This window comes from Fluoribacter gormanii, assembly GCF_900156395.1.
GTDB lineage: Bacteria > Pseudomonadota > Gammaproteobacteria > Legionellales > Legionellaceae > Legionella > Legionella gormanii.
On the sequence record NZ_FTNL01000026.1, the window covers coordinates 39305 to 52093 of the forward strand.

Here is a 12789-nt window from a genome sequence, read left to right on the forward strand (position 1 = left end):
AATTATTACTGAAAATTAGTGTTTCTTCATTGACGGCTAGTGTGTCAGAATTAATGTTAACCGATACACTCTTCACGGATTACTCAGGTCGGACATTTAACTGCACCGCTTATGAATACGCCTACTGGGCAAAAGACACGCACATGTGCCGGATGCTGGAGCAACAGATGGACACGGATACAAAAAAGTCGATGCTAAAACGTTGCGAAGCGATAGAGAAAGATGGATTAACCTATAAGCAACATGGAGTTGAAGTGAAGGGTTCAAAGCATTTTGACCTTACGCCACTCAAAAAAGCACTGACCCATTATGTTGAGGGATATAATAATTGGTTTAACACGGGCAATTATACGGCGATGAACGCAGCATGGATGGCGGTTGGGCTTGCACAGCGTGAACTTCCGGTTCATGTCATTAACGAATATTGCAGACCCGACCGATCATTTAGCCCAAAACCCGAGTTTGATGAGCCGACACTGCCACGCGTATTAATATACTACGATTATAGAATGCATGAGGATAGAGCCCTGTTCCCATTGGATTTTTCCGATTCTTCTGGTCTTGGTGTCGATTTTGCATTAATTCGCGGGGGATGGCATAACGGTGCATCGGGGTTACTGAGACGGTTGGGTAGCGGTGTGGGCGGAGGTCCCTCGGCAGCACTTGATTTAGCAGCGATGAGCCGCCTTGATGAAGTGAGAACTGCCGATCTCAGCCAATCGCGTGACATTCTAAGTACGGCAGAAGCAGAAAATTCCTCTGGTATTTGGCGCTACGAGTCCTATTATTAAATCACGGAAACAAATGGTAAATGTGACCAAAGCATCAGGCCTTTGTTTCACTGTCCATGATCTAAAACGTACTTTTATTACTCTTGCTGAGAATTAAGATATATCTTGAAAAGATTGTTATAATCAAGTCATTCAGCTTTCAGGATCTCGTATCGATTATTGTAGCAATAATTCTCATATAATTTAGTTAATCAGCAAATGTATAAAAAATACAATCTTAGACAAAAACCAAGCCCCTGCTCTACCAGATACCACACAATATAACAAAATTTAAACTATATTTATAAAAAGTATCCTACTAATTCTATGAGCCAATTATGAGTAGAGAAAAAATTCATCAAGAAATTGCTAAGATTTTAAGTAAGAAAATGAAAGAGTTACGTTTTAAAGGTGAGTGGACTGCCAATACCGATGGGGTGAGCTTTAAAATCGATGAGGAAGATTATTATAAAGATGATGTCGATTTAAACCTGCTATTTGGAAATAAAATTGCTAAAACCGTGACTGATAATCCTGCGGAGCCTGGTACATATAGCGCTGATTACACCAAGCCTTCGGATGTTATCGAGTTATTAAAGAAACTAGATGAAGCTGAAGAGGCAAAGAAATTTCAGAATGCGATTGAAGCATTAAAAAAAACATCAGGGCATACCCATAAATATAAAGATATTATGACAGACTTAAGGAATGAACCAAACTTAAAAGAAATGTGTAAAGAAATAGCTAATTTTTTAGGAAAATTTCCTTTTATAAAGAAAGAAGGTACCTTATCTCGAATTTTAACTGCGGCGTCGTCAGTAACAAATAAAGATTCACCAGTACTAACATTGAAGGAAATGATTCAACTAGCTGACTGGGAAAAAGGATCTTGGGATTTTACCAGAGAATATCACAAGTTTGCTGGAAGAGATCCTAGGGTTGAAGAGTTCTATCAAGCATTAGCCAATCTTAAGCTTGATGATCCTGATAGTGTTACCAAGTTTAGGAGTTATGTTACTAAAGAAAAGCCCTCCCAAGATGACTACACACAAACATGCGACAAAATAGGAAAATTTTTAGGAAAATTTTCCAACATCTCAGATGAGGTATCTAAAATGAGCACTATAGCAGGGGCTCTGTCACCAGAACAAGCATTGATTGAAATGATTCAACTAGCCGACTGGAAAAAAGGATCTTGTAGTTTTACCAAAGAAATTCACAAGCAATTGGGAAGACCTGATGAGCTTGAAAACTTTTATGAGAAATTAGCAAGCGTTAAAGTTGATGATGCTAAAAGTGTTCGGGAGTTCATAGCTTATTTGGATGGATTTAATCCAGAGAACGATAACATGACTTCTTTAGCGTCAAGTTGAATCGAACAGCATCAGCTGATTTTTTTGTAATAAACTTAGAATACTTAGACAAGTAAAAACATAAACCATCCCATCTGAGTTCGATAAAAATAAAACATCCGTACGTCCAGCATTCCCCCCATTAAAATGCGCAGCTAGACGTCATCAGACGGGGTATCTTAAGTTCTTTTAAAACGAACAGATGCAAGACCTTTTATCTCTGATAACCACTCTTAGATAGGCACCCACTTAAAGTTGTATTTTAAATACATCTTTATTATAATGATCTGGTGTAACATACTCTAAGGGAGCATATCATGTCAGCAATCCATAAACCGGCTAAAACCATCAGTGATAAATTTGCCTTTGGTCTTGTGAAGTTTTTCCGCTTTTTTGCTGATACTTTTTTTCAAAAACGCTATGGAAATCGCGCGATAGTACTTGAAACAGTAGCGGCAGTGCCTGGCATGGTTGGAGCTGCTTTGCTGCATTTGCGTTGCTTAAGAAAAATCAAAAATGATGAGGGCTGGATTAAAGCGTTGCTGGATGAAGCAGAAAATGAACGGATGCATTTGATTACTTTTATGTATATTGCCAAACCAAATTGGTTTGAACGATTTATCATTTTTGTAGCACAAGCTATTTTTGTGGTTTTATATTTGTTGATGTATGTTATTTCTTCCAAGACAGCCCATCGATTTGTAGGTTATCTTGAAGAAGAGGCAGTGATTAGCTACACCCATTATTTACAGGAGTTGGATGATGGCCGCATTGAAAATTGCCCTGCTCCCGAAATTGCTAAAAACTACTGGGGATTAGCCTCTGATGCTCGTCTGCGAGACGTACTATTGGCAGTACGTATTGATGAGGAAGAGCATCGAGATGTAAATCATCAGTTAGCTGATAAATTAGCGAACGAGCATACTCTTTTAACCAGACTGGAACCAGAACTTACAGAGAATAAAAATACCAATCAATAAGAGAGTTATCGATAAACAGAAATAAAAGGAGCATCATGATACCAGAATACAGCGAGTTAATGTGCTATAAGCAAATCGAAATTGATAGCCATGGAAAACTGAAATTTTTCTTGGAAAAACACAGTACCAAAGAAGGAACTTGGGGTAAGCTCTCTCTCCAGGAAGGAATCATTGATTTTGTATTCCTAAATGGCCAGGGGCATGAATGTTCACGAACTCGAATCGATTCAGAGCACCCTCAATTACTGATCCCCCCTGCGGCATGGCATAAAATTATTCCAATCGGTGAAACGTTTAAAGCAAAGCTTGAGTTTTATTGCATGCCCCAGCGATATTTCAATAAAAAATACGGTTTAGGAGCAGCGCATAGTGACTTAGTGTATGCCTATCAAACTTATTTACACCACTTGAAGAACGCATCAATTCTTGATGTAGGCTGTGGCTCGGGTAGAAATTTGTTGTATTTAGCCCAAATGGGACATCGTGTTATTGGAATTGATCATAATCAATCGGCATTAGAAACGATTGAAGAGATTGTCCATAAAGAAACATTACCAGGGGTTGATACGCTACTGCATGATTTAAATCAACCCTTAAGTCTTGGATCCGAATTTTATGATTTAGTACTCTCAACAGTCACGTTACAGTTTTTAAACCCTCAACGCATTCCAGAATTGCTCGCCGAGCTTCAAGGCGTAACCAAGAAAGATGGATATCATTTTTTAGTATTTCCCCTTCAATCAGAACTTTATTCGCTACCAGAATTCTTCACGTTTCTTCCGCAAAAAGAAGAACTCTATCATGTGTATCAAGACAGTGGATGGTCGATACTTGAATACAAAGAATCAGTAGGTCATTTACATAAACAAGATGAACAGGGAAGACCCATATCGGGTTTATTTGGTTTTTTGCTCGCACAAAAAATCGTATAACTCCAGTCTGCCTTATTTAGGGCGTGTTGACATTTGGTGTCACGGTCAAAAACCAAGCTAATTTGCGCAAATTTCAGCTTGAGTTCGTTAAATAGAGCTGGCTATTCGCCTCACTCAAGTTAAAATTTGCACTAAATTATCCCGATTTTTGACTCGCGCCCCCAATGTCAACATGCTCTAATATTCAGGAAACCAGACAACTCATTTTTGTTGTGTAACACATCCGCTAAAGTGTAGCGTCCCAAAATATTCATAAATGCGGCTTGAGCTTCATGCAAGAGCCCCTTTAATTTACATACAGGAGCAATACAGCAGTTGGCTTTTTCTTTATTAAAACAAGGTACCAAATCAAAATGAGGCTCCAGCTGAGTAATGAGTTGGCCTAAATTAATCGCTTCAGGTTGGGCTGCCATTAAAATACCGCCATTCTTCCCCCGGATGGTTTTAATCAGCCCCAGTTTCGATAAGTTGTGAATGATTTTAATCATATGATTGTTCGAAATATCATAAGCATCGGTTATATCCTTAATCGTACAAGATTCTTTTCGAAGGGCTATGTAAATTAATGCGCGTAATGAGTAATCCGTAAACTGTGTCAGTTGCATAAATAAATCCAAATTGTGAGTTGACTCAGATTATTTCTTTTTATAAGATGTATTGCAAATACATCTTTAAGGAATATACCATGTCTGAGTCATTATTTTCGCGTTTGGGAGGCCAAGATGCAGTAAATACTGCAGTTGATATTTTTTATCGCAAAATGTTAATGGATGAGCGCGTCAGTCATTTTTTTGATGATATTGATATGGATCAACAAATCTTGAAGCAAAAAGGTTTTTTAACCATGGTCTTTGGAGGCCCTAATCATTACAGTGGAAAAAGCATGCGCGAAGGACATGCCCATTTACTCAAGCGCGGATTAAATGATATGCACGTGGATATTGTTATTGAACATTTAGGGGCAACGCTAAAGGAGTTAGGAGTCACAACAGAAGATATTAAACAAGTGGCTGCTATTGCCAATAGTGTTCGTGATGATGTGTTGGGGCGATGATGAGTATCATAGACTTTAATAATCAATCATATATCTTAGAACCCAAAGAAAATGTATTACAGTGTCTTCTACGTCATGGTGTGGATTACCCTAACTCATGTCAGGCAGGAATATGTCAGTCCTGCCTGATTAAAGCTAAAGATGGTGTAGTTCATCCATCCTGGCAAGAAGGACTACCTGAAACACTTAAATCTCAAGGCTATTTTCTAGCATGTCTGGCACAACCTGAAGCAGCGCTTCAGGTTGTTGCTCCAGAGAGTGTGGAGTGTGAAGTCAATGCGAAAATAATTGAGCTTAAACCACTTAACTACAATGTGGTGCAAGTTAAACTTAGTGTGGACGAGTTACAACATTGGATCCCTGGCCAATATCTTAGCCTCATTAATCCCGAAGGCACTATGCGAAGTTATTCAATCGCCAACATTCCTATGCAAGAAGGATTTATTGAGTTACACGTTAAAATCTATCCGGGCGGGAGTATGGGACAATGGCTTGCGAGTAAGGCAACAAAGAATATGGGGGTGAAACTTAGAGGACCTTTTGGCCGTTGTTTTTACTATAATCCCGACCAGTTAACTTTTGATATGTTATTGGCTGGAACAGGTACGGGGCTTGCGCCGCTCATTGCTATTATTAAAAGCGCACTCAGCCAAAATCATCAAGGACGCATCACTTTAATTCATGGCGGTCTTACCGATGAGGATATTTACTATCGTGAAGAATTGGAATCGTTATTGAAAACATGCAGTTCCTTTGTTTATGACCCTTGTGTGGTGCAAAGCCGGGGACGTTATCCTGAAGCGTTAATTGAACGAAGAGCATTAACACACATCAATAATCCTCATGATACCAGGGTATATGTCTGTGGACCTAAAGAAACGACTAATAAACTCAAAACCACTATTTTTATTGCCGGGGTTCCGTCTAAATATATTTATAGCGATCCTTTTCTTTAACCAATCTCTAATCACTCATAAAATTGATATTTGCGGCAATACCTTTGCATTGAAGATATTGCTGTGTGTTTTTAGATTTAGAACTATTAAGCCCATCCCCCCTTTTTATTGGTATTTTTACTCTCTCCTTATACTACTGGATACGATGTAGAAGCATATTGAGTAATGCTACTGCATTATTGTGCTCTGTTTCTTTAGATGCAAACAGCAGGGTTACTTTTTGTTGTTTTGCTTTTTCTTTAATTGAATCGAGTAGATCGTGCTTATCTCCTAATTCTTTTGCATAACGTTTTTGAAATTCCGTCCATTTTTGATCCTCATGGTTAAACCACTTGCGTAGCGAATCACTAGGTGCAATCTCTTTAAGCCACAAATCAATAGCAGCATCGTCTTTATTAAGACCACGTGGCCATAATTTGTCTACCAATATTCTAAATCCATCTGCTTTTTTTGGTTCCTCATAAATTCTTTTGATTTCAATGTTTGGCATTATGGAGGCTCCTTTCTCATTGATGTCCTTCATACACCCTTTCTGTAGGTGCAATTATTTTAAAGGTTTGCTTTACATGATGACTAAAAATTGTATTTTATTAATTTACGAGCCACTCCTGTTTTAATGGCTGCATCTTGAACCGCTTGAGCGACATTCTTGACAACACGAGTATCAAATACACTGGGAATAATGTAACTGCAACTTAAATACTGCTCTTCTATAGAATTTGCAATAGCATAAGCTGCGGCACGCTTCATATCTTCATTAATCTCAGTCGCCATACAATCTAAAACACCGCGAAACATACCAGGAAAACACAATACATTATTAATTTGATTAGGGTAATCACTGCGCCCTGTTGCAACAATAGTAGCGTATTTTTTTGCATCTTCTGGCATTATTTCAGGTATGGGATTTGCCATTGCGAAGACAATTGCATCTTTATTCATTTTTTTTACATCTCTGGCAGTAATAACTCCGGGTTTGGAGACGCCAATAAAAACATCAGCTCCCTTGATTACTTCATGCACCGTACCTTTTTCAAGATTAGGATTGGTATGTTCAGCATACCATTGATGCGAAGGGTGTAATCCTGATTTACCTTGATAAAGCACACCGTCACAATCACAACCGATAATATTTTTCACCCCTAAATTGAGTAGCATTTTAGTACACGCCGTACCCGCAGCACCAATGCCTACTACAACTACTTTAATCTCTTCCAGTTTTTTTTGAACCAATTTGAGTGCATTAATCATCGCTGCCGCCAGCACTACGGCTGTGCCGTGTTGATCATCATGAAATACAGGGATATTCAACTCTTTTTTAAGTCGTTCTTCCACTTCAAAGCAGCGAGGAGCGGAAATATCCTCCAAATTAATCCCCCCAAATACAGGAGCAATATGTTTGATGGCGGCAACGATTTCATCTACATTTTGAGTATCCAGACAAATAGGAAATGCATCAACATTAGCAAATTCCTTAAACAATAATGCTTTTCCCTCCATAACTGGGATCGCTGCATAAGGACCTATATTTCCTAAACCTAATACAGCGCTTCCATCTGAAACCACTGCAACCATATTTTTTTTAATAGTCAGATTAAATACATCTTCCGGCTTTTTATGAATTGCATCACAGATTCGCGCAACACCAGGTGTATAAGCAATTGATAAATCATCTCGGGTTTTTAATGGAATACGACCTTTAATTCTAATTTTCCCACCGAGATGTGCAAGAAAAGTACGATCAGAAACTTGGAGCACCTCAACTTCAGGAATCATACTCAATTGATTTACGATGATTTCAGCATGTTTTGGCCCACATGTAAAAATGGTAAAATCACGGATCTGGTACCCATCCTCAACACGAACAGTATCAATCGCATTGAGTTGCCCTCCTTCTTTTTCGATAACCGCTGCTAATTTGCCAAAAGTTCCTGGAGTATTTTTTACGCGAGCTCTTAAGGTAATGCTGCTTGATGCCGAACAGATTCGATTAGCCATAATGACTCCATTGCTTCATGACTTCATAACAATATTTGTCATGCTCTTTAAAAAATTTAAGTACATTTTTTGTAATCCGTACAATTTTTTTCGAATTTTATTAAGAAGATTTTATAAAGTTATATTAATTTGCCTGCATCTATTGTTAGGTCATGATACGTTCATATGGATAATTGAAGCAGCCCTTTAAATAAACAAAGAGAATAATTTATTGACCACTTGATTTCAAAACAATATAATTCTAGCCCGTTTGAGCCAATTAAATTTAAACAATGCCTTTAATCCCTTTATATCAATTAGAAAACGCATATTATCCAAAGTTCATTGAAGCACTTCAGCTTGATATGAGCACAAGTGACCATAGTGCAGAAGTTAATCATCAAGTATTAAATGCAGCTCTTTCCATATTGAAAGAACCAGGAAAATATACAGGTATCAGCTTAGATCAAATCATGATAGGAACCATGAATATGGCAATAAGCCTGCAAATTTCCAAATATGGTACTATTTCCCCAGAAAGCGTAGGGCAGGATGTTTATGATAAATACCTTCGTGAAAGCAATTATTGGTTTACAGGTTATAATAGGGCATTAAAAAATTATCAGGGATTATCCGATCAGGATGCATTGATATTAGCAATCCCGGTTATTGAGCGAGCTGCTAAGAGTGGTTTATATATCACCCCTTGTCTCTCTCACACTTTAAATTTATTTTTTGAATATTACTTACAGCTTGGTAATGATTTTATTCCTCCAGATTTACCTGCTGGTGATACTTTTCGTACATGGAACCAAGAACAATTTTTGTGTTTTAACACAAATTATTCGTCTTCTTTATTGAGTCACTCTTTATTTGCGGTGAAAGCATATAGGTTGCCTACAACCAATCTTCCAAAAGACTTACAGAATGAATTAAATCTTTTGAGTGCTGCAGATGATGAGGATGATCAAGATGATGCAGATAGAACCGCTTCATATTCATGTTGTACGATTGTTTAAAAATAATGAATTTCGTTCTTGTTCGATTCATCGTGCAAGAACATTCATTCTGCATATTCAGAATATTTGATGCAATGACACCATACATAAGCAATTTGCCTATTAATGACTTGTAAAAAGCCACAAAAAAAGTGACGATCCCTCAGAACCTACACCTGCTATAATTAAAGTAATCCAATTAGATTGGAAATATCATGTATGCTAAATACGCGCTTCCTCCGGTTGTGTTATACGAAAGCCATGCAGATAGAGCAACAAGTGATTTTCTTATCAAACAACTGCCTCATTTAAAAAAAGCAGGTTATACCACAGTTTGTGTCGATGGAATGGAGCCTGGGGCATCGCTGGAACATAATATTTTTACAATGAAAACGCTCATCAATATACAAGCAAAAAGATTAGCGCAAATAGCATTTACACACCCAGAGCATTTACAAGAAGCTGAAAAATTAAGAAGCGTTGTTGCTAAACTGGAACTTTTTGAGGCAATGAAAGAGCAAGGATTCAAACTTGGTGGGATTGATTTACCTGTCACTGAGCAACTTAAAGAAAAAAGTTTGAATTCGGAACGAAGAGAAAAAACACTGACTGATAATACCGTAACAGAAGTTAAAAAAAATGACGGCGGGGTTGTCGTTGTCCTGGGAATTGGTCATTGCATATTCCAACAAATGATTAAAGCATACGCTGAAAATGCAGATCAATTCCTGTGGTTCCATGTTCATGATCCGGCTAATGAAACTTTAGCTCATAAAGAATTGATTGCGGCCTATGAAAGAAAGGGTTATGGCGCTTATTTTCCACTAGGAATTAATATATTCCAAAGTTCCGATCCAATGTTGGATGGAGAGTTATGGGATCAAATAAGTGCTCATTGTTATAGTTACGAACCAGAGGAGCTTCACACATCGACCGCATCCATTTTGAAATCGCTAATAGGTCCAGAAGTTTCAGCCCATTTGCGCAAAGACGGTCAACATCGTGTCGATGCACTTATTCCTCTCGGACAAATTGAACAGACACGCCAGGTAAAATCCTCAGATTTCTTGACGAGTCTGGGTAAAACCTTAGGGCGTACGGTTACCTATGAAGTAACAAACATCAAGGACAAGGAGCAAGTAATTATTCGGGGTATTAATCAGCCCGAAGTAGCCGAACAAATTAGTAGATTATCAACCAAAAAGTAAAATTCAAGTCTTTGCCTGGCGTCATTGAGAAATGCAAGAATAGGAAGGTGGAATAATTAAAAACATAAAATCAATAGGTTACATTACAGCTCGTTTATTGAATTCTCTGCTTCAAATTCACGAATATCCCCCCAATAACCTGCAAAAATAACCGGTGCTGACTGGACAGTTATTCAGCCATATTATGGATTAATATGGCTAAATAAAACCGAATCAGTCTGTATTTTATGTTACATTGGTTGCGGTGCAGAACTGTTCTCCTCAATTTGCGCCAGAATATCATGAAGCACTTCATCTTGTTCTATGATTGAAACATAAGCAGGGTATTCCTCTTTTAACTCGCTAACATCGATTTTATTACTTAGAATTTCGATCAATAGTTTTGCAGCTAAAATTTGCTCATTGCAGCATTTCAGCTTTGATTTCATTTCCTCTTGTTCATTCCTATAAAATTGCTGCACAAAGAGACTAAATTTCGTAAGAATGCTGGTAGGTTCTGCTGAGAGGGCATCAAGTGCTTGCACAATGGCTTCAGCCTTTTGGGATTGTTCCTGAATGTATTGTTTTAATTCCTGAATCAGAAAAAACCGGCGCGTGAAATAGATGCATTGAGGGTGATCAGCCCAGATTCCAATTCCTTGATTGTAATAATCATGTTGAAAACCCATTAATTCAGCCCAGTTGTCCCGTTCTTCCTGGGATGCAAAAGCAATAGCCAGTTCATGTCCAGCATTGGCTGAATAAACACCATGATCACCAACGCCCTTGGAGATTTTCATGATAATTTGATGATTTTTCGGATCAAGATGCACCATGTGATGGAACGACTGCAGGTTCGATTGATAGAATTTATCAATAAGGGATGGATCATTGGGACAAGAAATACTGATGCTTGGAGTATTGTTCCAGCTTCCTTTGCAAATAAGCTGGGGAACAATACTGGCAGCATAAGTATTCTTAACAGATTCTCTTACTGTGTTTATGTAAGCACTGACCTCTTCGGGCTTTTGATCGACAGAGTCTGCAAAAATTCTATTGATTAGATCCGCAGGTAATTTGGATAAGTTCGATTTTGGCTGCATGGAACCTTGGTTCAACATCATTGCCAGATTGGTAGGATCATAGTTCCAATCTAATTCCAAGGGGAAATGATAATCCAGTCCAAAATCTTTGGGAATATGCCCTGCAGAAACCATCAATTCGAATAGCTCCATGGTAAGTTCCATACCCAATTCTCCATAGTGTCCACTTGATAGATCTTTCCATTGTGGTGTACGAGCGGGTAAATTCTTTGCAATGATATTGAGAATCTTATAAATGTATCGCTCATTAAATTTCAAAATTACATCTGGTACTATATGGGCTTGATCTTCCCCTGGGAGACAATAAAACCAGCTGTCATTTTCTTTGAAAAGACAAATTTCATGGCGTTCCAAATTTTTACTTGTTTTGTGCAAAGAAACGATTAAATGACGCTCCAACCTCAATACATCGAGCACCATACGTTTCATCTGGTCGGATTGAATTTGACTTCCTTGAGGTAATTCAAAGGCGTTTTCATAAACGGTACCTTCCGCTTTTTTTGCACTGTTCACAGTAGAGGATGGAAATTGGACCTCTACTATATAAGTCGCAAGATAACTATCAAAAAATACAGAAGTTGCTTCCTGACCACAGGTACTGGTACGTTCCATTTCTTTAGTAAATAAAACGGGGCAGATTTTAGACTGTTCATTAATCGCGTTTTCAATAGCCTGATATGGATTTTCATTAAATTCCTCGACAGAAACAAAAATATCAATAGTAGGTGACATTGCTTTTTTCTGCATCTGGTAATGGTATACATCATTATTTACAACGCGAACGGTGATCCAGCCACTGCTCATTCCCTCAACAGCCGGGGATGGCTTTATTGATTCATGTTTCATTATTGCCATGGTCAATACTCCTAGAAAAAATTTAAAACTACTACTTCACGAGCAGCGGAACTTGTTTTAACAGGAGATAAAGTAAGACTTGATGGATTAAAACGAGTCGTTTTATCACTGAATTAAAATCTTAAGGACTAAATAAACCTGAATTTATTTATACCTGACCTTTATCTCAGCGACAAACCCGTTTATTCATTAAAACTAGATAATCAGTTCTCCAGCTATCCTTAGGGGAGAAGATAAGTCGTTGTATTTCAAGTTTCGATTCAGATTGAATCCACAAGCCAACTCGAAATTAACGCCAATTGTACCAAAATAAATCTATTTGGTCAAATCAATGATTATTCTATCTCAAAAGTTGCAACTTGAAGTTCGTTTATCAAGTAACAATTATCAAGGACAAAGATCAACTCATTAGTCGAGGTATTAATGAGCCAAAAGTAGTGAAACAAATTAGGCAACGTCCCTACAGTTTTTTTATAGGATTTTCCAAACTGAATCTGAGCACAGATTGTTTAGGTTCGTTCGATTTGCCCCCTCTCCCGCGCTATGAATTTGAGTAGTATGATGATGCCTTTTCGCGGGACGAGGGTTGGGGAGAGGGAATGGAACAATCTGTGTTAAGACAACG

The 12789-nt window shown here is 38.0% G+C and carries 12 protein-coding genes; 8 read left to right on the plus strand and 4 right to left on the minus strand.

Annotation, left to right across the window (positions count from 1 at the left end; genetic code table 11):
* The first annotated feature begins 191 nt into the window (after positions 1 to 191).
* The 4 genes from BW930_RS17560 to tehB all read left to right on the plus strand — a co-directional run bounded on the left by BW930_RS17560 (position 192) and on the right by tehB (position 4034).
* Positions 192 to 791, plus strand: coding sequence for a hypothetical protein (locus tag BW930_RS17560; protein ID WP_489884277.1), 600 nt, complete (start codon positions 192 to 194; stop codon positions 789 to 791).
* Positions 792 to 1108: 317 nt separating this feature from the next.
* On the plus strand, positions 1109 to 2143 hold the full coding sequence (locus BW930_RS14460) for a hypothetical protein (RefSeq protein ID WP_058468844.1): 1035 nt from the start codon (positions 1109 to 1111) through the stop codon (positions 2141 to 2143).
* Positions 2144 to 2439: 296 nt separating this feature from the next.
* Positions 2440 to 3102 carry an alternative oxidase gene (locus tag BW930_RS14465; protein ID WP_058468845.1) on the plus strand — a complete coding sequence of 221 codons (663 nt, stop codon included), beginning with the start codon at positions 2440 to 2442 and terminating at the stop codon, positions 3100 to 3102.
* 35 nt (positions 3103 to 3137) lie between these two features.
* A complete protein-coding gene (tehB, locus tag BW930_RS14470) occupies positions 3138 to 4034 on the plus strand; it encodes an SAM-dependent methyltransferase TehB (protein ID WP_058468846.1) in 897 nt (298 codons plus the stop codon).
* Positions 4035 to 4201: 167 nt separating this feature from the next.
* On the opposite strand, the gene BW930_RS14475 is transcribed toward tehB, so the two are convergent.
* Positions 4202 to 4639: an Rrf2 family transcriptional regulator gene (locus tag BW930_RS14475; protein WP_058468847.1), complete on the minus strand. Its 438-nt coding sequence runs from the start codon at positions 4637 to 4639 to the stop codon at positions 4202 to 4204.
* A gap of 80 nt (positions 4640 to 4719) precedes the next feature.
* On the opposite strand from BW930_RS14475, the gene BW930_RS14480 reads away from it, so the two are divergent.
* Both BW930_RS14480 and BW930_RS14485 read left to right on the plus strand, forming a co-directional pair.
* Entirely contained in the window at positions 4720 to 5088 is a 369-nt protein-coding gene (locus BW930_RS14480) for a group I truncated hemoglobin (RefSeq protein WP_058468848.1), read from the plus strand.
* A complete protein-coding gene (locus BW930_RS14485) occupies positions 5088 to 6044 on the plus strand; it encodes an FAD-binding oxidoreductase (RefSeq protein WP_058468849.1) in 957 nt (318 codons plus the stop codon). The genes BW930_RS14480 and BW930_RS14485 overlap by 1 nt, the downstream gene beginning before the upstream one ends.
* Positions 6045 to 6177: 133 nt before the next feature.
* Here BW930_RS14485 and BW930_RS14490 read toward each other — a convergent pair whose 3' ends face one another.
* Positions 6178 to 6534, minus strand: a complete 357-nt coding sequence (locus BW930_RS14490; protein ID WP_058468850.1) for a DUF488 domain-containing protein — start codon at positions 6532 to 6534, stop codon at positions 6178 to 6180.
* 83 nt (positions 6535 to 6617) lie between these two features.
* Positions 6618 to 8042: an NAD-dependent malic enzyme gene (locus BW930_RS14495; RefSeq protein ID WP_058468851.1), complete on the minus strand. Its 1425-nt coding sequence runs from the start codon at positions 8040 to 8042 to the stop codon at positions 6618 to 6620.
* Between the two features lie 272 nt (positions 8043 to 8314).
* Between BW930_RS14495 and BW930_RS14500 the strand changes: the two genes are divergently transcribed.
* Both BW930_RS14500 and BW930_RS14505 read left to right on the plus strand, forming a co-directional pair.
* Entirely contained in the window at positions 8315 to 9040 is a 726-nt protein-coding gene (locus tag BW930_RS14500) for a hypothetical protein (RefSeq protein ID WP_058468852.1), read from the plus strand.
* Positions 9041 to 9234: 194 nt separating this feature from the next.
* Positions 9235 to 10227 (plus strand): TraB/GumN family protein, encoded by a 993-nt coding sequence (locus tag BW930_RS14505; protein ID WP_058468853.1) that lies wholly within the window; start codon positions 9235 to 9237, stop codon positions 10225 to 10227.
* A 230-nt stretch (positions 10228 to 10457) separates the two neighbouring features.
* Here BW930_RS14505 and BW930_RS14510 read toward each other — a convergent pair whose 3' ends face one another.
* Positions 10458 to 12164, minus strand: coding sequence for a hypothetical protein (locus tag BW930_RS14510; protein ID WP_058468854.1), 1707 nt, complete (start codon positions 12162 to 12164; stop codon positions 10458 to 10460).
* Between the last annotated feature and the right edge of the window lie 625 nt (positions 12165 to 12789).

Bases quoted from the DNA above. Each gene is read 5' to 3' on its own strand.
- BW930_RS14500 (WP_058468852.1), top strand. From the start codon at position 8,315: ATGCCTTTAATCCCTTTATATCAATTAGAAAACGCATATTATCCAAAG.
- BW930_RS14505 (WP_058468853.1), top strand. From the start codon at position 9,235: ATGTATGCTAAATACGCGCTTCCTCCGGTTGTGTTATACGAAAGCCAT.
- BW930_RS14465 (WP_058468845.1), top strand. From the start codon at position 2,440: ATGTCAGCAATCCATAAACCGGCTAAAACCATCAGTGATAAATTTGCC.
- BW930_RS14485 (WP_058468849.1), top strand. From the start codon at position 5,088: ATGAGTATCATAGACTTTAATAATCAATCATATATCTTAGAACCCAAA.
- BW930_RS14490 (WP_058468850.1), bottom strand. From the start codon at position 6,534: ATGCCAAACATTGAAATCAAAAGAATTTATGAGGAACCAAAAAAAGCA.
- tehB (WP_058468846.1), top strand. From the start codon at position 3,138: ATGATACCAGAATACAGCGAGTTAATGTGCTATAAGCAAATCGAAATT.
- BW930_RS14475 (WP_058468847.1), bottom strand. From the start codon at position 4,639: ATGCAACTGACACAGTTTACGGATTACTCATTACGCGCATTAATTTAC.
- BW930_RS17560 (WP_489884277.1), top strand. From the start codon at position 192: ATGCTAAAACGTTGCGAAGCGATAGAGAAAGATGGATTAACCTATAAG.
- BW930_RS14495 (WP_058468851.1), bottom strand. From the start codon at position 8,042: ATGGCTAATCGAATCTGTTCGGCATCAAGCAGCATTACCTTAAGAGCT.
- BW930_RS14480 (WP_058468848.1), top strand. From the start codon at position 4,720: ATGTCTGAGTCATTATTTTCGCGTTTGGGAGGCCAAGATGCAGTAAAT.
- BW930_RS14460 (WP_058468844.1), top strand. From the start codon at position 1,109: ATGAGTAGAGAAAAAATTCATCAAGAAATTGCTAAGATTTTAAGTAAG.
- BW930_RS14510 (WP_058468854.1), bottom strand. From the start codon at position 12,164: ATGGCAATAATGAAACATGAATCAATAAAGCCATCCCCGGCTGTTGAG.